Below are 20,179 nucleotides of genomic sequence, written 5' to 3' on the forward strand. Positions count from 1 at the left end.
TACTCGATTGAGGTTTATATTTTTTAGTTGTAATGGATTGTATTTTGCTCGTCCTGCAATCTCCAAATAACTTTTATATGTATGGGGTGTGACTTGTGTTTGATGGGACAAAATTCATGTTTTTTTTCTTATCATGAAAGTTTTTCGGGCTTCCCATTCTGTAGTTGCAGTAACCTTATTTCTTTAAGAATTAAATAATCTAACACTTAATTGAGAATTCAAAATTCATCTTTTTTTTCTTATTATGAAAGTTTTTTGATCTCGCTATTCTGTAGTTGCAGTACGTATATTTATTTTATTAATGATCAAATGGTTGATCAATCCTTATTTCAATTTTATTTAAAGCGTTTTATTTGCTAGTATTTTCATATTCACATACAATTCTTAAATTTCTAATCTCCTTTATAATCCCTCCAGACCAAACATTTTGATTATTTTGTCCAGATAATAGGATACCGGTCATTAAAAGCGTATTATTATCTGCATCATAAGCCTTACATTCTATCGACTGAGTAATTCCCCTAAGGTCTGCCTTGTACCAAAAAGTCATAGAATCCCATAAATCATAATGGTCTGTAATGACATCTTCAGAAGTATACGCATTCGACCAAAAAGTGCTATATGCTGCATATTGAATAGGTACTTCAGTTTTATTAACAAGCTTAATATTTGTATTGACAATTTTTACTTTTTGCCCTAAATCCTGCTTGCTTAATTGTAATTGAAATTTTGTACCTTCAACCGTTCCCAAATCAAATCCATCAGGAATTGTAGCCAGATTATTTCCGAAGAGTCTATTAACGCCATATGTTCCATCTATTTGACAACTAATGTAATAATATTCGTTTTCACCCAATTCCTCAGCTGGAAATTCTTTTGTTGTAATAGAGTAAGGAGCACTACCCAAAAAATATCGTTTTTCTTCTCTCCAGTCAGTATTGATTATTGTAAACAACTGATCCTCTTCACCTTTCGAACTTACTATTATAGAAAATTTTAAATCTTTAATATTATTTCCGGAGTAAATAATATATCCATTCTCCATAGTAGCCAAACGGTTGGCAAGAATTGCCATTTCATTATTGGTAAGAACATCTTCTTTAAGTCTCAAAAGATCTATAAGATCTGAAAATTGACTTTGTGTGGGATATTTGCCCGTTTCAAAATAGGTTTTTAATTTGTCCCGGGTAGTTAATTTGTTTTTTTCCATATGCTTTAATATTTCTGAGTGGCTTACATTTTCAAAGCCCAAAATTCATTCTTTTTTCATTCTTATTAAAGTTTTTTACCTTCCCGATCCTGTAGTTGCAGTAACTAGAATAAATCGCCGAAAAGTTCTCAATTCATATCAGATATTTCATATTTTCACACTTATTCAAAAACAAAGGCCCGGATTTTAATAATCCGAGCCCTGACTTATATATTTTAATGAGAATCTATACTGATATTAATCCAACTTAAAGAAGAAAAAAGCCACCGCCGCCCATTCCTTTTCAACTCCTCTCGCATAACCAATCGTACTATGACTGCTGCTTTCTACCGTTCCATCATCTTTGATATAACCAATAGTGGAGTGACTGCTATTTTCTACCGTGCCATTACTCTTTACATAACCCACTGTAGAATGGCTCTTATTTTCGATAGTTCCATCACTTTTGATGTAGCCAATTGTGCCGTGGCTTTTGTTTTCTATCGTACCATCACTTTTGATGTAGCCTACCGTAGAATGGCTGCTGTTTTCAATTGTTCCGTCTGATTTGATGTAACCTGTCGTATTATGACTCCCTGATTCTATAGTTTGGGCGCTTATGAAGGAAAAACTGAGTAGGAGGGCGCAAATTAGTATTGTTTTTTTCATATTTAGATTTTAATACGGTTATTAATTTTAATTTACTTTATGTATTCAAAAGTATTGATTATTCTTTTATAAAGATAAAACTTATAGATAAATGGTTGAAAATAAAACCACATGAAAGGATTCGTGCGGCAGCGGGATCTTTTTTATTTAAATTTTTCCGGCATCTCCATATCCATCAAGAATAAAGAATGTAATTATAATGTTCAATACTTTATCAGCCAATCCACCTATTCCCAATAATTAAGCTAAAAAGCCAATCAGTACAGGAACCGCCCTTCCAAAGCATTTTCTATTGATTTGGCTACAGCGTGTATACATTTCCGCTGGCAATTGCTTTTATGCTGTCTGTAAATGCTTTTACCAATTCCATAATTTGCGCTGCTCGTTAGATGAAGAATTTAACTACATCTATAATCGCCATTGCTGCTTTTATAAATGCCCCAACTGGAGTAAGCATTCCCATCACCCATTTGATTCCCGCCTGTATTACCTGCTTCTGGACAATATCCATAACAGTATCCATCACCGTAGCTTTAAGGTCAGCAAATTGATCTTTCAGATATTCCCATAATCCGGCAGCACTATATTTACGGACAACCTGCATTATTGCAAGACCCTTTTCATTATTGAACATAAAAAAGCGAAACTTCTGATTAGAAGTTCCGCTTTACAATTTTTTGAAAAATTTATTTGTCCTTATTAGAAAGCCTTAAACTTTCAAACTTGGCAATGAAATTTTCCCATGTCCAATCTGGAAATATTTTTGGCATCTCTGTTTTGAAGGTTTCTGTTTCTACTGAACCAATGCCTTCTCCATCCATATAGTACAATAAAACTCTTTGCCAATGATTAAATACACGAGCTTCTAATGCCATTTGAGTATAGCCTTCGTAATCTAAATCTAAATTGTTTAGTTCATAATCGCTTATACTCATATAGTACAATGATTCGCCAATTGTGTCCGGCGTTATGATAAAACCTACATAACTTTCCGGAGTTGGATAATCTAGTGGTCTAAAGTATTTAAGATCTTCATCATCTCCCTCATCATATAAACCATTATTTTCTGCAAATAGATATTTAGTTTCGCTCAATTTTATATTACCCCTTATACCTTTTCTATGTCAGAAGCCCATTCCAACTCATAACCATCACTTCTTTTTTCATAATATTCTTTTATTCCTGTATGAATGACATTTAATTTATTTAAATCGTCCAATTCAACTTTTAAAGAAGGATTATTCCATGAATTAATAATATTAAGCATCTTATTTTTTTCTGCTTTTGCTAATTCATATTTTAAATCATCACTAAAATAAAATTTCATTCTTTATTTTTTTCAAGGTTTACATTTTTCATGTTACTTAACTTTTCAAGTTCCATAGACAAAATGCCTAATGCTCTCTCATCTTTTATTGTTTTAGACATTTCTTTCTCAATTTTTTTCACAGTTACTCTTCCTTCTATATTTGAAACTGCTTCTTTAATTGGTATTAAAATATCAATTGCAACACCCGTTTGATTCTGTATATCTTCTAAAGATGAATGCAAGATACTAACTTTTTCTTTTTTAACTTTATTAATTTCATAATTTTTAATATTAAAGTCAACAGGATTTAATATTGAACTTATAACTACTAATTCTTTATCTTTTACATATTTCCCTCCTTCTTTTTTAAGATAGTTAGATCTTAATGTTAAACCTTTCGGTACATGCTGCTCCGCTTTTCTGATTTTACGAACTTTTTCTTTATCCTCTTCACTTTCAAAACCTGCTTGCTCTAATTCATTATCACTTACTTCCGGTATAGACTGACCATATTTTACAAGTAAAGTATATTCAACTATAGCCCCACTTAAAACTGCAATTTTAATCGGTTCTTCTGCAGCACGCAAATGATTTTTATTTCCTTGCTGTGATAGCGGAGTTAAGTTTGTTAAAATACCTTCACCATGCATATGCTCATTCAATAAGTGTCCTCTTACATAATAACTTCCATTATCATACATTCGATAAAACAAATCTTTATAAATATCATTTGTCTCTTTAGGCCCAGATCCACTTATACCTTCTCTGGTTAATATTCTTGCATACATATACGTTGCTAATGTACCTCCGCTAGTAGATTTTGATGAATGTTTTATTTCCGATTGTGGTAAGCCACCTTCTTTATCTATACCAAAGAGTATTGCAACATGCTTTGAAAGATCTCTGGTCATTTTTGCGATATCCTCTTTTTTCTTTTGTTCATTTTCTTTCTCTCCCCCAGTTCTCTCTTTTTTACGAGCATCAATCTTTGTTGCTATAGATTTGGCTTTAGTTTTAGCATTTTTTGTATGATCATCGTCATTCCTTGGCTTTATACTTTCAATAAAGTCAGTAAATGAAGTAGGTGTACTTGCTACCATCAATACCGTTTGACCTCCTCTGTCTTGGAAATATAATGTATGCCTGTGATTATCTTCTCCTTCAAAAGGTATTTGGATATCGTCCCAATCTTTATTAGGATCATTTTCAATTTCTTTTGCTTTACTATCTTTAATAGCTTCCTTCTTACTTCCAAAACCAATTTTTCCAAGTAGTTTTTTAGCCCTATCTTTAATAAAATTCCAGAACTTCACAATCGCATTCTCAATACGCTGGCGTATTTTTCGGATAACTCCCAATATTTTATCTGCCAATCCGCCAAGATTCAATAATGAAGCTAAAAAGCCAATCAGTACAGGAATTGCTCTTCCCAATGCATTTTCTATAGATTTGGCCACTGCACCTACATTTCCACTCGCAATTGCATTGATACTATCACTAAAAGCTTTCACCAGTTCCATAATTTGTGCTGCTCGCTGGATGAAGAATTTCACCACATCTATAATTGCCATTGCTGCTTTTATAAATGCTTCTACCGGAGTCAGTAATCCCATCACCCATTTGATTCCCGCCTGATTACCTGCGTCTGGACAATATCCTTTAAGGTCTGCAAAATGGTCTTTCAAATATTCCCATAATCCGGCAGCACTATATTTAAGGAAAACCTGTACCTTTTCAAAACTTGCTTAAATATTGAGCATAAAAAAGCGAAATTTCTAAAAATAGAAATTTCGCTTTTTTAATGTATTTCAAGGATTTATTTATCTTTTAAATACTCTTCTAAGCTCCATTCATCAGTTGGTTCTAAATAGCGCTCTACTTTTACAGGTTTACCCAAATTATGCAAACGCAAACTTTTATCTTCATCACCGCCTACATGTCTCCATTCTTTAGCATCTGAACTCACTATAAAATTAGAAACAATTTTTAACTCTTCATTAATTGAAGTCACTAGAAAACATTCCTTTATTTTTTTCATTATTGCAGCAGGGTTTGAAAAAGAAACATAACCATAATGTACCATATTTTTCATGAGTATATTCACTTATTTTGAATAAATAGCGAGGAACTGGGTAAGAACTCTTTTTGGACTGCTCATAAAAACGATCAGAAAAAGGCGATATTATTTTTCCTTTAATATTAAATTCTACTTTTTTGCCTTCAGAATCATACTGATCTTCGCAGTAAATGTTCAGCTCTTTTTCTACAAATTCATTATATTTTTCAATTTCACCTTTGTTCCTTTGTAAATTTACTGCGATTTGTTCTTTTTCAAAAACATTGTCTACTAATTCTTTTTACTTCTTTCATGGTTATTTTTATAATAATTTATTCCCCGCAATATTACAAATTTTGCAAATAAATAAGCTAAACTTAAAAATAGAAACTTTACGTATTTTTGATTTACTTATCTTTTAAATACTCTTCTAAGCTCCATTCATCAGTTGGTTCTAAATAGCGCTCCACTTTTACAGGTTTACCCAAATTATGCAAACGCAAGCTTTTATCTTCATCTCCATCTACATGTCTCCATTCTTTAGCGTCTGAACTCACTATAAAATCAGAAACAATTTTTAATTCTTCATTAATTGAAGCTATTAGAAAACATTCTTTTATTTTTTTCATTGATTCATCTGGGTTGAAAAAAGAAACATAACATGCCCATACTGTACCATATTTTTCATGAGTATATTCACTTATTTTGAATAAATAGCGAGGTGTTACTAATAAATTTGCATTCGCCTTTATTGACATTTCTACAATCATAGATAATGGCTCAAACTTCTTTTCTGCTAGAAACAAATCTTTACCACTAATTTCTAAAATTTTATCTACTAAAATATTATGCTCAATTAAATTTCTATTTCGTAATGAAACTTCAATTTTTTTTTCAATATCAATAAAATATTCTATAATTTCTTTTACTTCTTTCATAGTTATTGTATGTTAAATAAATCATTAAGCCAAATATCTGGTTTCTTTGTTTCTGCGGTTATTAAACCTTCTATTGTAGTTGAATTTGCATATAATTGAGCAGCATATTCTACCTTTTCACAACGTCTTGGGAGTTGTTTCATTCTTTGTAGTTTAAGTCGTGTCGCTTTCCTTTCTTCGTCAGTCATCCCTGTATGTACAGCTTTTAATGCTTCTACCAAAGGATCTTCTTCTAATACTTGATAAGTAGAAACTACTGTTAAGTCAAAAGTAACAAAATTATCTTTATATTTATTCATTTGCGCTTCAATTCCTTCTTGAATTATTTCTTCAGCTGCAAACATAGTTTTTTTGTTAAACTGATCAGAAGTTAAAATTAGATTTAATCCTTTCTTATAACCTGACCCCAAAAACTGATCTCCAATAATGTGAGCAGAATTCAGCATCAAACCATAGTTATACTTTGCTAATTGCCCCGCAGGTATTGTAAGCCCACGAGAACCTACTTTTTTCAAAACAAGGTTTTTACCTTCATTTACGTGCCTTACAACTCGCTTATTCACATCTTGTACACTAATTGTAATAGTAAAATCCTGTTGACCATATTCATGAGCTTCTTTATCATAATAATAGGTAACGCTTACTTGATGATCTCCAATAGCTTCCAATCTTACTGTTTTTGGTTCATACTCTTTGTGTTCTCCCCCATCATTATCAAAAATATCCCTCAATTGATAGGTATCTCCAAAGTTTTGGATGATTCCACCTAATCGTTGCAGTTTGTCTTGAGCTTTCTTTATTTCATTTTGGTCTCCTGAGTCCTCCGCTTTTTCTAATTCTTTTTCTGTACGACCTTGTATATCCTTTAGTCTAGTTAATTGATGTTTTATAAGTTCTGATTTACCTTGATAAGCGCTTGAGGTTGGATACCTTTCCACTTGTTCTTTTCCTCGATTTAATTTTGTGGAAAGTTTTGCTTTCTTACTTTCCATATAAATCTCATTATCTTCAAAACTTAACGTGTGAGATTTTCCAGACATAGAAAAGCTTTCAGAGGTAATATAATCCTTATCTTTTTTCTCTTTCTTATTAATCTTATCTGCCTTGTCTTTCTTTCCTGTTATACCAATTTTCCCCAGCAATCCTTTAGCCTTCCCTTTAATAAAATTCCAGAACTTCACAATCGCATTTTCAATACGCTGGCGTATTTTTCGGATAACCCCAACCACTTTATCAGCCAATCCACCTATTCCTAGTAATGAAGCTAAAAAGCCAATCAGTACAGGAACTGCTCTTCCCAATGCATTTTCTATCGATTTGGCTACTGCACCTACATTTCCACTGGCAATTGCTTTGATGCTGTCTGTAAAGGCTTTTACCAATTCCATAATTTGTGCTGCTCGCTGGATGAAAAATTTCACTACATCTATAATTGCCATTGCTGCTTTTATAAATGCTCCCACCGGAGTAAGCAATCCCATAACCCATTTGATTCCCGCTTGGATCACCTGCGTTTGGACAATATCCATAATAGTATCCATCACCGTAGCTTTAAGGTCGGCAAACTGGTCTTTCAAATATTCCCAAAGTCCGGAAGCCCCTTCTTTACGAACAATTTGCACCACTTCCAAACCTTTTTCAGAACCTGTCTCAAGAACCTTCATTACGGGTTCCCCTATTACTCTGGCTCCAATTGATCTGATTCCTCCCCACGTCAAGCCAAGAACCTGTGTGGTAATGGAGAAAATTCCTTTTAAAGAGAATACATCTTCAGGCATCGTTAAAGAAATTCCTTTCATTGCCCCGGTCAGCCATCCGAAGAATCCTGTTTTAAGGTGAGTCCAGATATTGGCTCCGAAATTGGTAAATCCTTGCGAAACTCCTGCAATAAGGTTTTTGAAGAATCCTATTGGATCCATGATAATCGCCTGAATGGCACTGATCACACCGGATAATAAATTGGTAAGCGTATTTTTAATTTCAATAATAATAGCAAACACGCTGTTTTTAAGCACATCAAGAACTTGATTAACCAATCCGCTGTTTTGTGCTTTAAGATCTGCTATTCGGGTATCAATACTTGCAATATTGTCGGCATACTTTTTAGCCAGTACATCGATTAAGGCATCTTTTTTATTGTTTACGCTTTCTTCCAATGCATTGAATTTACTTTGGATCTCCGCTATGGCATCTTTTCCTATCTTCCTTAAGCTTGGTGATAGACTGTTCACATAGGTTTGAACGTCTTTTTTGCCTTTAGCAATTCTGGTTTTGGCAGCATTAAGCTGATTGGTAACATGGGTTGCAATATCATCGATATATTTATCCATTGTTTTAATATACAAGGCCTTGCCGCTTACAAAGTATTTATTGACTTCAGGCGGTAAACCGACAACCTGGTCCTTCACCCATTTACCAGCCAAACCTAGAACACCGTATTTCGCATACGCATCTCCGTAACGTTTCTTTTTATAAGCCTTCATTCCCTGATCAACATGAACTTCAAATGCTTTTTTGGCTTCCACACTACCTCTCGCAAATTTATCCGCAACCGTTTTATCCAAACTATTTAAAATAGAGTTCACGTCCGTTTTAGAACTTTGATAAATACCATTGATATGATCTGCAATTTCTTTTCGTTTTTGGCTGTCTCTTCCGGAGGTTTGCTTTTGCTCGCCATGTACATTGCCCAGTCCGCCTTTTCTTGCACCATGCATTCCACTAATCTGACTTACAGCTTGTGTCTGTGCATCAGTACGTGTTTTTGACAACTCTTTATTTTCTTTGTCTCTAAACTGTTGAGTTGCTTCAACACTTTGGGTTTTGGCTTTATTCTTTTGTGCCAAAGCATCTGTAAATGTAGGTTCATTCGATTTCGCCAGCATATTATCAGTCACTCCATTAGCCTGCATTTCATTGTCGATACTTGCTCTCTGTTCCTTAATAGGCTGTTCTACGCTTTCTACATTTCTTTTCACCGGCATTGCTTTCGCTGCATTTGGTATTCCTGGAGCTTTACCAATATTCGGTGTCGGCATTTTGGCAACGGCACGAGTTGGCTGAGCGTTAGTATTCGGTTGTGCAGAAGTTGCAGAAGCAATATCATTAGATGCTGTGTTCTTCTCTTTTTTAACATCTCCTACCGCTTTCTGATTAACCTCATCTATATTGTTATGCTTTTCAAATTCATCTGCCTGTTCTTCATTTTCCGGAAGTTTAATACCTTCTATTTTTTCAGTCAACTGCGCTTTAAAATCTTTTTTGCTGAACATCCCTGCTTTCTGCTCGTCCATCGTGTTTACCTGACTCGCCTGTGCCATACTTTGACGCTCATTGGAAGGTGATGGCGCTGCAGCCTGTGCATCGTTGCTTGCTTTTTGCGATGGCTCGTGTTGCTTCTGCAACTTGGCCGTATTAGCTATATTTCCGCTTAATGCTGTAAATTCAGGATTACTATTTGCATTTGGCGATACTTTTTCAATTTCGCCTGCTTCAGCTTTGTCAGGATTAACAGCCTGAGACTGGTCTGCATCCGATTTAATTGGGGTATCTTTTTTATCTGCTGGTTTTACTGCCGGATTTGTTTCTTCAATTTTTTTACTTTGCTGATGAACCATTGCCTGTTCTTCCAACGTCTTTGGTACATACGTTCCGGATTTAAGATCATTATAATTCTGCGCCTGATTTATATTTAATGTAGCTAAATAGCCTTTTTCAGTCTCTTTTGTATCAGGATGGTTTATATCTCCTGTTTGAGCTAAACTTTCCTGATGTTTTTTATGCATTATTTGCGAACCTTGATCATAGATCGTTTGCGAACCATGAACGGCCATCACATGATTATTAAGATTAAACTGATTCGGATTTACCGATCCAGCTATACGTTTTGAATCTCCAGAATTTTGCGTCTTTGTATTGGTCATTTCCACCTCAGATAGAGGTACCACCGATTCTTGCTGCCTTTGCTTTCTGCTTGGGCTTTGGTAGGCATTGCTGTCTTTTTCTACAGGAGTTGCTGCTTTCATTGACTTAGTTTTTTAATTTCATATTGATTTTTGAAGGCATACAAAACGCAATTAATACAATTGCGTTTTATACTACCTGTTGAATGTGAAAATCAGACCGCGTGAGGGTAGATTTTTTAAAGAATTTAAGTAATAGGAAGTGGCATTTGGCTGGTGATAAGAAACAGGTAATGCTGGAACCACTTCTAGTTTTTCTCTTGTTATTTTATTTTCGAGTTTTCAGTTTTTCTAGTTCAAATTTGACTCTTTTCTTTAAGAATTCACGATTTTTTGAGCAATGGATTCTGTAGTTACAGTAAAGAGCTTTTCACGATTTTTTTCCCCTTAATGACGCTGTTTTCCGAGGCATTTTTAAATTATTCCCAGATTTAAACAGCCTTTAATTTCATTATTTACTTAATTTCTTATTGAGCTGACTCATCTGTCTTTTCTTCTTTATCAGATTGCCTGTCTGTGTTTACACCATATCGGTTTTCAATAAGAAGATTCACTGCTTTATCAATCCAGTTGGGCAGGTTTGTGGTTATCATTTTCAGAAATTTATCATAACCATAACCCAGTACGAACAGTACACCCGTTGAGTACCATTTGTCGTGCAGCTCTGCTCTATTCATTAAATAGCTCATCGTAAAACCGACAATTATCACGATCAATAATGTGACAAAGTGTTCCCATGGTTGTTTTTTTTCTTTGTTTTGTATTGAGACCAATACTCTTAGTAATCCTCCTGAAAATGCAATTGCAGTTCCGATTAAGAGAGCTTTTATACTATCCAGATTCATTCTTTCCTATATATTATTAATTAAAGATTTTGATTGTTTCATACTTCTAAATATCCTGATCCAGTATGTACATATCATCTAAAAATCTTTTGCTTTTTCGAATATTTCCATTTTTATTTACATAAGCCAGCTCATCGATAAGATCATAGATATCCTTTGTTGGCTTTTCTTCTTTTTCTTTATTTTTTTTCTTTTTTCTCTTTTTCATGGTTCTAAATTTTTTAAATGAACAATTTCTTTTTGTCTTTGTAAGATTGATTTTTCACGTCATCGAGGTTAGACGGTTCCTCTTTTCAGGTTCACATTTCGTCTGAAACAACAGAACTTAAAAGAAAAACCGTTTTCACCTTAGTATTTACCTATAAACTTAAATTTGAGAAAGGTATCTGAACAGCCCTTTAGTTGTGCTTTGCGGGTTATCCATGAGAATAACTTGGGTTCTTTTACTGTTTAGAATGTATAATTACAAGATCTAATTTCTGAGTACTGTATCCAGCAAGACCGAACTTTTTTACTCCTGTTACGCCTGAAGAATAATATTATATATTGTTCTTTCGGACAAAAACAGCATTTCCGTTAACTCTGTCACAATCACTTTCATCTGTTTGTTTTGATTACGTTTTACATATTCAATAACAAAATCTTTTCTTTTTTCTACTAATTCTTTGCTTCGTTTCATTTTGGTTAGGAGTTTATTGTATTATTAATGTTTTATTTTGTTTATATTTTTATCTTTAATTAAGTCAACAAGAGTCCCCAAAGACAATATTCAAGTCTTTGAACAGGGTTCCATTCAGATATTAATTTTGATTTTAAGAAGTTGATATCGAGTATTTTTTCAGTAGAAACAAGACAACAACTTATTACTGTTACTTTTTAGTAAATGACTTCTTGATGTTTACAAATAATCGGTGTTTTGTTAACAACCAAGTATCATTACTTAATTTGTTTAAAGAGCTCAACATTTAGTTTATTTTTATCCTTAATTTTTGACAATTTTACTGCTATAATAATTTTGATTATAAAACAGCACTTCTACATTTCTGGCTTATTTTGATATTTTCGAAAAATAAAAGAGCAAAACGGATTACCTTAAGGACCAAGTAATAAAAAAACGCATTTATATCGCTAATAAATTATTTAAAATGCACAAATTTCATATTAAATTCATATTAAAAAATGCAATTTTTACACTTAAATAGGTTAAAAAAATTCTTATTTCTTTAATTAATGCTTTAAAAAACTAAAAAAACAAGATTCAGGTCCGAGAAACACTCCATACAAACTAATTATCAAATTCCTGAATAAAAGCATAAAACAACTCTAAACAGGGCTTTTAAATATGAAATAAATATTAAATTATAAATATAATTTGTATATTTGTGCCGTACCATTTTAACAGCGAAACAAATATACGAACATTGTTCGTTTTTCAAAATAAAAAACGAATATTTTACGTATTTATTTTTACAAGTAACCCTAAACATATCAAAATGAACTATTTAGAATTCAAAGAAATTAGAAAGAAGCTAAACATGAAGCAGGCTGATATAGCAAAATCTATAGGAGTTGGTACTAGAGCTGTACAATATTGGGAAAAAGGCGAACGAAAAATACCAGAAACAACTGCTTATTTTGTGAACAATCTACTTCAGGAACAACAAAAAAAATTGAATAACAGTGCCTCTCCTGTTGTTTTTTCAGATTTAAAAATCATGAATGTTCCTCTTGCGAATCAATATGCACAAGCCGGCTATTTGCACAACTTTGCAGATGAAGAATATATAGAAAGCCTGCCTACAATTCCTTTTACGGATGACGTAGAACACCGAGGCGAATACATGTGTTTTGAGGTAAAAGGAGACAGCATGGATAACGGATCGTACGAAAGCTATCTTGAAGGCGATATTATATTATGCAGAAACATCAGGCAAGATTATTGGCTGAGTAAATTACATTATGATAAATGGGATTTTGTGATCGTTCACAAAGAAAAAGGAATTTTAGTAAAGCGAATCACCAACCATGATGTTGAGAAAGGCATTATTACTCTTCATTCTTTAAATGAATATTATGATGATTTCGAAATCCACCTTCAGGATGTTGCAAAACTTTTTAATATTATAAGTACGAGACGTAAAAACAATAGAAGATAAATAAAACAATTGATTAACTGAATAAAATCCTCAATACTGAGGATTTTATTAGCTTTTTAAAACCACTATTTAGGTAGCACATGTAAAACGCACCGATTTATCACCAATACGTCCGGTTTTGGGATCTACATTGTAAATTACAGTCGGATCAAATTCTTCAAATCTAATCCATGCTATTCCATTTTCATTGAATCCGATGCTTGGACTTGATCCTCCAGGTATATCAAAACTTGATAGATTCCCAGGTATTGCACGGGTTACACCATCACTCAAATAAATAAGACTTCCCGGTCCGGGAGCAGCCCCATTAAGATTGATAGTTTTCAACAATTCTTTTGTACCACAAATACTCGCTTTAAATTGGGAAATATCTGTCGGAATTTCAAATGCCGCCGAAACACAATAAGCTTTAATCGTTTTTCTCCATTTTCCAGATGTGAACGGAACTACTTCCGACCAATCTGAAACATCAGATACAGAGCAGTGTTTTCTTGCTCTAATGTATAATTTAGTTCCATCAGGAATAGTTCCGTCATTCATTTCGATATATTCTGTTGATGTGTAATCACTTCCCATGATTACCCGTAACTGGACAATATATTTAAAATCAATGTCTGTAGCTATCTGATATTGTACTGCATAAAAATTTTCTGCATCTACTAAATAATCCATTATTATCTGATCATTCGTTCCCAAATACACCTGCTGAATATCCGGAGCTTTGCAAGATATAGGGTTACATTTTCCTATCTGAAAAGAATTTGTCTGCCTAGCCGTAACTCCACCCACACCTAATTCTACCATTAAATCATATTTACCCGGAGCCTGAATTACAGGAAGTTCTACCAAAGTAACACCACTTACAGGTATCGGTTGGGGTATGTCATATTTTGTATATAATGATACATCTTTGAGTTTATAGAAAGCTGTTGCCTTTTGAATCGGCACAGAGGAAGTGTAATTTAGCTTAAATGAAATTTTGCACGCTGTTGCCATTACATTATTTTTTTATTGTTATTATATAAGTTATTATTGGGGATTTTCAATCTACCTCCATTTGTGACAGTATATTATACAGAGATCTATCATCCTTCATAATATACATTTACTACAAAGTATTCAGATTTAGCAAACAGACCTGTATCAGCATCCACAACCGTAAGCTGGAATACATATTCGTCAGCAACTAAGCCGCTCACATTCAGTTTATCCTTGTTAACTCCTGTAAGCGTTACGACCGGACCTTTTATTTTAGTCCAGGAGTATAGAGGTGATGTCGCTCCACTGCTTTTTCCTATTAATTCAAAACTTCCGTCTTTTAAATATACAATTGAAGGTCCTGTAGCTTCAGCTCTAACTTCGGTAATTTCTCCTTCACAACAATTTACTCCCTTATCGTCAAAGTAAATAGTGTTGAATACAATGGTAGGAACAGCAGGAGCATCATACCAATCACTTATAGCGATATCCTGAGTACATCCATTAAGACTCACCTTCACTCTTATTGTTGGAATTATTTTTGGATTTAACTCCCTGAAAACGTAACTGAATCCTCCTTCACCATCTGGTTTCAGATTCACCCAATGATCATCCCCCCAGAAGTCCCAACTGTAAGTATAATCTTTAAAGTTGCTTTCGGAAACAGTGAAATGTACTGTGGTTGCCGTTGAATCCCCACTTGGATAAGTAACGGAATCAATCTTTATGTGTACATCTGACTGCTGAATAACTTTAATACTGCAATTGGTTGGTTTTCCGTTTACAGTAAAGGTAATTTCCTGACCATACAATTCATAGTTTACTATTGAAGGATTAAAGAAATATCGTCCATCAATTATTTCTACACCAGCGTTTAAATCCGAGTTCGCCTTCACGACTCCATTCATTGGAAACACGGTAAAAGGAATAGGAGCCGCATTGGTACAAATAACAGTTTCAGGCAAGGTTAATTTAACATCAACTTTTGGTGTACAGCAGATGTAGGGAAGCGAAAAATCGGCAACAACTCTTTCTTCTCTTCCGTTGATCTCATATACAATGCCGAAGGTACCTCCTTCTTCAACTCCGCCCCTATGTTCTAATCCCGGATGTTTTTCTAAATACTCATTAAAATGAGCTTTCAGCATGTCTTTATTATCTATTAATTCAGCCAAGGACAGTTTCATGATATCAAATCCCAGCTGTTTTTCGTCCCTGATTTTCTTTATTTGTTCAAAAGCTTCCTGATAGCGCATTCCCTGATGCCCCTCGATATAATAAAAAGAATTGTCATAGATGTTAAAATCTACAGGATGTTGTACATGTTCGTTCGATGAGAGCAGGCTTGTATCATATGCTAAGTTATCTCTATATGATCGATTGCTTGTTTTATCAAAATTCCAGGCTTTTAAAAATTCATCTGTAATCTGATAATAAAAAGGAATTGTTTTGTTATTCAGAGGATTTATTTTTTTTGACGGAACAATTTTAATTTGAGCCGTATCTCCAAAGTCTTTAGAATAACTAAAATTCTGCGCCTGTTGCTTAAAGCGATTCACCAGCAATTTAACCCTCTGCGTTGCTTTTTCATCATCCAAAACAGGAGAATTATAAAACTGATGTCTTGCTGAATCCAACTGAGTATCCAGAATTAATTTTCCAAGCATGATGTGTTTAGGAAAAGAACCAAAATCCGGAAGAGACTTGGTAAAAGCTTTAGGAAGCAGTTTAATAATTTCAGAGTAAGTATCTGTTAAATCTTTTACTACATCATAGGCATATTGAAAACCTATTTTCTGAGCAAGACAGGCTTCGAGTTTACTTTTAAAAGACTGATGATCAACACCCGGAACTCCTGTTAACCTGCAAATTTCATTGATTTTTTTAAAAATAACCTCTCCGTAACCGTTTCTTTCTAAAACATCGGAGTAAAGTTTTTTTAAATCGTAAGGAGAGAAATAATCATCAACTCCCCTTTCTGAAATAAGCCTTTCTACAACAACCCTTTCCAGCTTTGATGGATTTAACACATCTTCTATAAACAATGGATGCGGCTGAATCCAATCTCTCCCAAGAATGTTTTTAATTCCTTCCGTTGTAGTAACCAAGACTTTGAGGTTACGGATCTGCTGAACTCCATGATTATCACAGTCAACGCCTCTACAGGGTTTAACTTCTTTCTCATAATCTTCTAAATACAACAACAGGTACTTGTCGTCTAAATTTAAAAGATTACTCACAGGCTGGAAATCAGAAGCAGCCTCCAAACTGGTTGCCAGCTCCCAAAGTTCAATCTGATTATTTCCTACATTAAATGCCGGATATTTAACTTTGAAATTATCATACACTTTAAAATGTGTATAATTTTTACTTTCTATATTGATTTTTCTCAAATCACTCACATACAAATCTTTACTTGCTTCACCTGTAATATTTAAGGTTAACAAATCTCCATCTGTCGTTAAAGCCACTCCCTGAGAAAGTTCTATGCCGCTCAACTGACCGCTTAGATAAGTAAGTTTGGGCTTGAGCCCGCATACAATACCTACCCCCTGCAACATCACTCTGGACAAACGGTCCTGATCTTCAAAAAAATCTAAAAACTCGTTGAATTGCGTATGTTCTATGTATTGCCCTTTACTGAATTTACGGTATTGGGTTGATATATTGCTTAATTGATTATTCATTATGATTCATTTTTAATGATTTCTAAAGGTAATTTTCAGAAACTTCTCAGGCAGATCAGTCACTGCCTAAGAAGTAAGTTTACAACTGCAGAATATTATTCTAAATTGTGAGTTTTCAGATTATTATTTAGTACCTCCACAACCATTTATAATTGCTGCCTGAATAGCACTTGCATTATAACTTGAGTTCCAAGAACCTCCTGTTCCGTCTGCTAATTCTCTCCAGATGTATGTTCCATTAATCTGACTGTTAACACCATCTCCCAGTACAATCACCTTAATTGATTTGGCAATACATGCATTTTTAAGCCTGTTCATTTCAACAACATCTACGGCTGTAGCATTATCATCATTACCTCCAGGAGTAATATCTGTTATAATGATCACATATTTTGCCACATTATTTCTGAATTTCCCAGCAAAATCGTATTCCACGACTCTACTCAATGCCATGTCAGTTGGTTCTGGTCCTCCGACTCCGTATCCAAGACTTAGTCCACCTCCCGGATTATTCAATTTTTTAAGCTGAGCATCAAAAGTGAACTTATTATTTTCAGACATCATTTCCATTGCTGTTATCCATTGGAAACTTGAATTAAGTCCGGTATTGACAAATTTTTGAGATGGATTTAAGCTTGTGTAAGCCGGAGCAGTATGATAGTTGGAAACTGTTTTAGATCTATATTCATCAGCTAATACAATACCTAATCTGTAAGCATTTCTATCGGATTGCCCTTCTATTGTATTGATAATGTTTGCAGCTCCAGATTTAGCAGCCTCAATCTGACCACCCATACTTCCTGTATAATCAAATATAAATACAACGTCCATACCCGAATCACACGGAGGAGGCGCAATACTGATTGTTACTGTAGCAATATTACTGTCTAATTCACCATCGTTTATATAATATGTAAACGAATCTGTAAGGTTTGTAGAGCCATCATGCGTATATCTTATTGTTCCATTTGTATTTAAACTTGCGATTCCGTGTGCTGGCTGGGTCTTGATAAACACAGTTAACGGAGTATTTCCTAGGTCATAATCATTGTCTTTCACCGCTATATCAACATATCCGCCAATTGATGTTGAAGCATGATCATTTACTGCTACCGGTGCCGATTTGATATTAATAGATACCGTTGCGATATTACTGTCATCTTTACCGTCATTAACACAATATGTAAATGAATCTAAGAGATTAGGCGTACCATCATGAGTATAAGTGAATGTACCATCACCGTTTAACACTACTGTTCCGTGAGACGGATCGGATTTTTTAATAACGGTCAGTATGTCGTTATCCGCATCATAATCGTTATCCAGAACAGATATAATCACTGTTTTACCGATCATACATGAAGCTTTATCGTCTAAAGCGATAGGAGGAACGTTTGGTTTTTCTTTAGAACAGCACAAGTATGGTAATGAAAAATCTGCAATCACCTGATTGTTTGTTGCAGATACTGCAATTAAAACAAAGGTTCCTCCAGGCATTACTCCTGCCTTATGCTCTAAGCCAGATTTTCGATCTAAAAATTCGCTCAAAAGCTCGGCCGTAATTTCTTTTTTTCGCGGATCTTCCTTTACAATCGTAACATCTTCTCCTGAAGATCCTTTAGCTGTAAAATCTACCTTATTTAACAACTTTAACTGGCTGTCTAATTTAGACAAGTTCAGTAAAGCGCTTTTTGTATCCCCTTTTTCTTTGCTAATGTCGCCAGAAATAGCAACCAGCTGCTTTCTAAGTTCTTCTATTGATACTTTTTTCGGTTCAGCTACTACTACTTCTCTCTCCACTTTTTCATCTTCTCCCAAAAGCAATACAATGACATCAAATGCCAATCCGTACTGTCTTTTAAGATCGTTGATATTTTGATAAGCGGTTTCAAAAGGCAATCCTAAAAAACCTTCAATTCTATAGAAATCATTGTTATCAATATTATAGTTCAATGGATTTTGAACAAAGTCCGCTGTCGCCAAATTCGTTGTATGATAACTTAAATTATAAGTTTCTCTATCTACTTTTGTTTTTTCAAAGTTCCATTTCTCCAATAATGGTTTATCTACATTATAGTAATATGGGATTGCTTTTTCACCCAATCTTACGTTAAGGTTGGAAGGTGTGATTTTAACAGGTCCTATATATGACTGAAATCCATTTATCTTTTGTACAAAACGACTGGCAAGCATTAGAACTCTTTCATAGTTCTCATCATCATTTGTAGTGACCGGTGAGTTATAGAAATCGTGGCGGAAACGAGTATGATCTCCTAATTCCAGCCTTGCTCCCACAGGTCCCAACATCAAATGCTTAGGGAAAGACGCTATACTAGGACAACATTCAACATTAAGCTGTAAAATCAAGTCTTTTATTTCATTATATGTATCTATTAAATCTTTCAGCAGATCGTATCGGTACTGATAATCATCAAGCCTTGAAACTTCCGGATACAACAAAGAATTCAGTTTATCATAAAGGTTTTGCCCACCAAAGTTGACATTCACATTAAAAATGCCAGCAATTGCATTAAAACCTTCACTTAATTCTTTAATAACACTATTGGCAGCTTGAAATTTTGTTTTTAACAGTCGTTCTGTATTGGTTTTAGCATCCAAAATAATTCTTTTGGCCTCTATTTTAGGCAGATGATCAAACAACTCTTCATAAGCATTGTGAACATTATAAATAGTGTCTTTGGCATCACCTTTGGCAAGAAGATCTGAAACCGACTGAGAATCCGCCAAAAGCACTTTAAGATTAGATACCTGTTCAGCTCCTGTATTATCACAATCAGCATCCTGACATGGCGTCTCTTCATTGGAATAACTTTCTAAATACAGAATAACAATCTTATCATATATATTCCGAATGCTACCGAATAGCTTAAAATCTGCTGCACTAGCACCTGCCGCTGTTAGTTCATTAAACTCTTCTTCGGTAATTAATTCTATAAGGGGTATTTGCTGACCGCCAATACGGAAATGCTCATATCTTACTACATCTGTATAATCTCTGTAATATTTGTATCTTATTTCGCTGAAATCGATCAAAGCTTCTGATGCATTCTTTCCCTTTTGACGCAGCGTTATCAGATCTCCATCTGTCGTAACTCCGACTCCCTGTGCAATTGAAATGGTCTGAAGGAAAGGATCCCGTCCGATTTTTTTCACCATATCAATTTCAGAAGGTAAAAGTAAATCTGTGTATTCCGATTTAAAACCACATACTACTCCTACACCACTCAATCGTGTTCGTGACAGCCTGTCCTGATCCTCGAAATAGTCTATAAATTCGTTTAGTTGCCCCTCTGTTAACGCCTGATTTTCGTTGAACTTTCTATATTGGGTTGTTACATTATCTAATTTAGTATTCATTGTTTGTCAATT

General features: G+C 34.2%; 16 protein-coding genes. 1 reads left to right on the forward strand and 15 read right to left on the reverse strand.

What is annotated here, in order from left to right; translation table 11 throughout:
* Positions 1-349: 349 nt before the first annotated feature.
* The 12 genes from P0Y62_06985 to P0Y62_07040 form a co-directional block, all read right to left on the reverse strand.
* Positions 350-1,210: a hypothetical protein gene (locus tag P0Y62_06985; protein ID WEK71297.1), complete on the reverse strand. Its 861-nt coding sequence runs from the start codon at positions 1,208-1,210 to the stop codon at positions 350-352.
* Between the two features lie 237 nt (positions 1,211-1,447).
* Positions 1,448-1,858, reverse strand: a complete 411-nt coding sequence (locus P0Y62_06990) for a hypothetical protein (protein ID WEK71298.1) — start codon at positions 1,856-1,858, stop codon at positions 1,448-1,450.
* 385 nt (positions 1,859-2,243) lie between these two features.
* A complete protein-coding gene (locus P0Y62_06995; GenBank protein ID WEK71299.1) occupies positions 2,244-2,462 on the reverse strand; it encodes a hypothetical protein in 219 nt (72 codons plus the stop codon).
* Between the two features lie 82 nt (positions 2,463-2,544).
* Positions 2,545-2,952 (reverse strand): hypothetical protein, encoded by a 408-nt coding sequence (locus P0Y62_07000; GenBank protein WEK71300.1) that lies wholly within the window; start codon positions 2,950-2,952, stop codon positions 2,545-2,547.
* A gap of 14 nt (positions 2,953-2,966) precedes the next feature.
* On the reverse strand, positions 2,967-3,185 hold the full coding sequence (locus P0Y62_07005) for a hypothetical protein (protein ID WEK71301.1): 219 nt from the start codon (positions 3,183-3,185) through the stop codon (positions 2,967-2,969).
* Positions 3,182-4,852, reverse strand: a complete 1,671-nt coding sequence (locus P0Y62_07010) for a hypothetical protein (GenBank protein ID WEK71302.1) — start codon at positions 4,850-4,852, stop codon at positions 3,182-3,184. The genes P0Y62_07005 and P0Y62_07010 overlap by 4 nt, the downstream gene beginning before the upstream one ends.
* A 131-nt stretch (positions 4,853-4,983) precedes the next feature.
* Entirely contained in the window at positions 4,984-5,259 is a 276-nt protein-coding gene (locus P0Y62_07015) for a hypothetical protein (GenBank protein ID WEK71303.1), read from the reverse strand.
* A gap of 371 nt (positions 5,260-5,630) precedes the next feature.
* A complete protein-coding gene (locus tag P0Y62_07020; protein WEK71304.1) occupies positions 5,631-6,161 on the reverse strand; it encodes a hypothetical protein in 531 nt (176 codons plus the stop codon).
* Positions 6,162-6,163: 2 nt separating this feature from the next.
* A complete protein-coding gene (locus tag P0Y62_07025) occupies positions 6,164-10,186 on the reverse strand; it encodes a hypothetical protein (protein WEK71305.1) in 4,023 nt (1,340 codons plus the stop codon).
* Positions 10,187-10,590: 404 nt separating this feature from the next.
* Positions 10,591-10,968, reverse strand: coding sequence for a hypothetical protein (locus tag P0Y62_07030; protein WEK71306.1), 378 nt, complete (start codon positions 10,966-10,968; stop codon positions 10,591-10,593).
* Positions 10,969-11,014: 46 nt separating this feature from the next.
* Positions 11,015-11,176, reverse strand: a complete 162-nt coding sequence (locus P0Y62_07035) for a hypothetical protein (GenBank protein ID WEK71307.1) — start codon at positions 11,174-11,176, stop codon at positions 11,015-11,017.
* Between the two features lie 312 nt (positions 11,177-11,488).
* On the reverse strand, positions 11,489-11,647 hold the full coding sequence (locus P0Y62_07040) for a hypothetical protein (GenBank protein WEK71308.1): 159 nt from the start codon (positions 11,645-11,647) through the stop codon (positions 11,489-11,491).
* Between the two features lie 814 nt (positions 11,648-12,461).
* Here P0Y62_07040 and P0Y62_07045 point away from each other — a divergent pair.
* Positions 12,462-13,124: a S24 family peptidase gene (locus P0Y62_07045; protein ID WEK71309.1), complete on the forward strand. Its 663-nt coding sequence runs from the start codon at positions 12,462-12,464 to the stop codon at positions 13,122-13,124.
* Between the two features lie 69 nt (positions 13,125-13,193).
* Here P0Y62_07045 and P0Y62_07050 read toward each other — a convergent pair whose 3' ends face one another.
* The 3 genes from P0Y62_07050 to P0Y62_07060 form a co-directional block, all read right to left on the reverse strand.
* Positions 13,194-14,120 carry a hypothetical protein gene (locus P0Y62_07050; GenBank protein ID WEK71310.1) on the reverse strand — a complete coding sequence of 309 codons (927 nt, stop codon included), beginning with the start codon at positions 14,118-14,120 and terminating at the stop codon, positions 13,194-13,196.
* An 89-nt stretch (positions 14,121-14,209) separates the two neighbouring features.
* Positions 14,210-16,789, reverse strand: a complete 2,580-nt coding sequence (locus P0Y62_07055) for a hypothetical protein (GenBank protein WEK71311.1) — start codon at positions 16,787-16,789, stop codon at positions 14,210-14,212.
* A 123-nt stretch (positions 16,790-16,912) separates the two neighbouring features.
* The gene (locus P0Y62_07060) at positions 16,913-20,167 is read right to left on the reverse strand and encodes an Ig-like domain-containing protein (protein WEK71312.1); all 3,255 of its coding nucleotides are present in this window, start codon (positions 20,165-20,167) and stop codon (positions 16,913-16,915) included.
* Between the last annotated feature and the right edge of the window lie 12 nt (positions 20,168-20,179).

The organism is Candidatus Chryseobacterium colombiense, from assembly GCA_029203185.1.
Taxonomy (GTDB): domain Bacteria; phylum Bacteroidota; class Bacteroidia; order Flavobacteriales; family Weeksellaceae; genus Chryseobacterium; species Chryseobacterium colombiense.

Bases quoted from the DNA above. Each gene is read 5' to 3' on its own strand.
- P0Y62_06985 (WEK71297.1), bottom strand. From the start codon at position 1,210: ATGGAAAAAAACAAATTAACTACCCGGGACAAATTAAAAACCTATTTT.
- P0Y62_06995 (WEK71299.1), bottom strand. From the start codon at position 2,462: ATGCAGGTTGTCCGTAAATATAGTGCTGCCGGATTATGGGAATATCTG.
- P0Y62_07030 (WEK71306.1), bottom strand. From the start codon at position 10,968: ATGAATCTGGATAGTATAAAAGCTCTCTTAATCGGAACTGCAATTGCA.
- P0Y62_07040 (WEK71308.1), bottom strand. From the start codon at position 11,647: ATGAAACGAAGCAAAGAATTAGTAGAAAAAAGAAAAGATTTTGTTATT.
- P0Y62_06990 (WEK71298.1), bottom strand. From the start codon at position 1,858: ATGAAAAAAACAATACTAATTTGCGCCCTCCTACTCAGTTTTTCCTTC.
- P0Y62_07050 (WEK71310.1), bottom strand. From the start codon at position 14,120: ATGGCAACAGCGTGCAAAATTTCATTTAAGCTAAATTACACTTCCTCT.
- P0Y62_07020 (WEK71304.1), bottom strand. From the start codon at position 6,161: ATGAAAGAAGTAAAAGAAATTATAGAATATTTTATTGATATTGAAAAA.
- P0Y62_07025 (WEK71305.1), bottom strand. From the start codon at position 10,186: ATGAAAGCAGCAACTCCTGTAGAAAAAGACAGCAATGCCTACCAAAGC.
- P0Y62_07015 (WEK71303.1), bottom strand. From the start codon at position 5,259: ATGAAAAATATGGTACATTATGGTTATGTTTCTTTTTCAAACCCTGCT.
- P0Y62_07045 (WEK71309.1), top strand. From the start codon at position 12,462: ATGAACTATTTAGAATTCAAAGAAATTAGAAAGAAGCTAAACATGAAG.
- P0Y62_07055 (WEK71311.1), bottom strand. From the start codon at position 16,789: ATGAATAATCAATTAAGCAATATATCAACCCAATACCGTAAATTCAGT.
- P0Y62_07060 (WEK71312.1), bottom strand. From the start codon at position 20,167: ATGAATACTAAATTAGATAATGTAACAACCCAATATAGAAAGTTCAAC.
- P0Y62_07035 (WEK71307.1), bottom strand. From the start codon at position 11,176: ATGAAAAAGAGAAAAAAGAAAAAAAATAAAGAAAAAGAAGAAAAGCCA.
- P0Y62_07005 (WEK71301.1), bottom strand. From the start codon at position 3,185: ATGAAATTTTATTTTAGTGATGATTTAAAATATGAATTAGCAAAAGCA.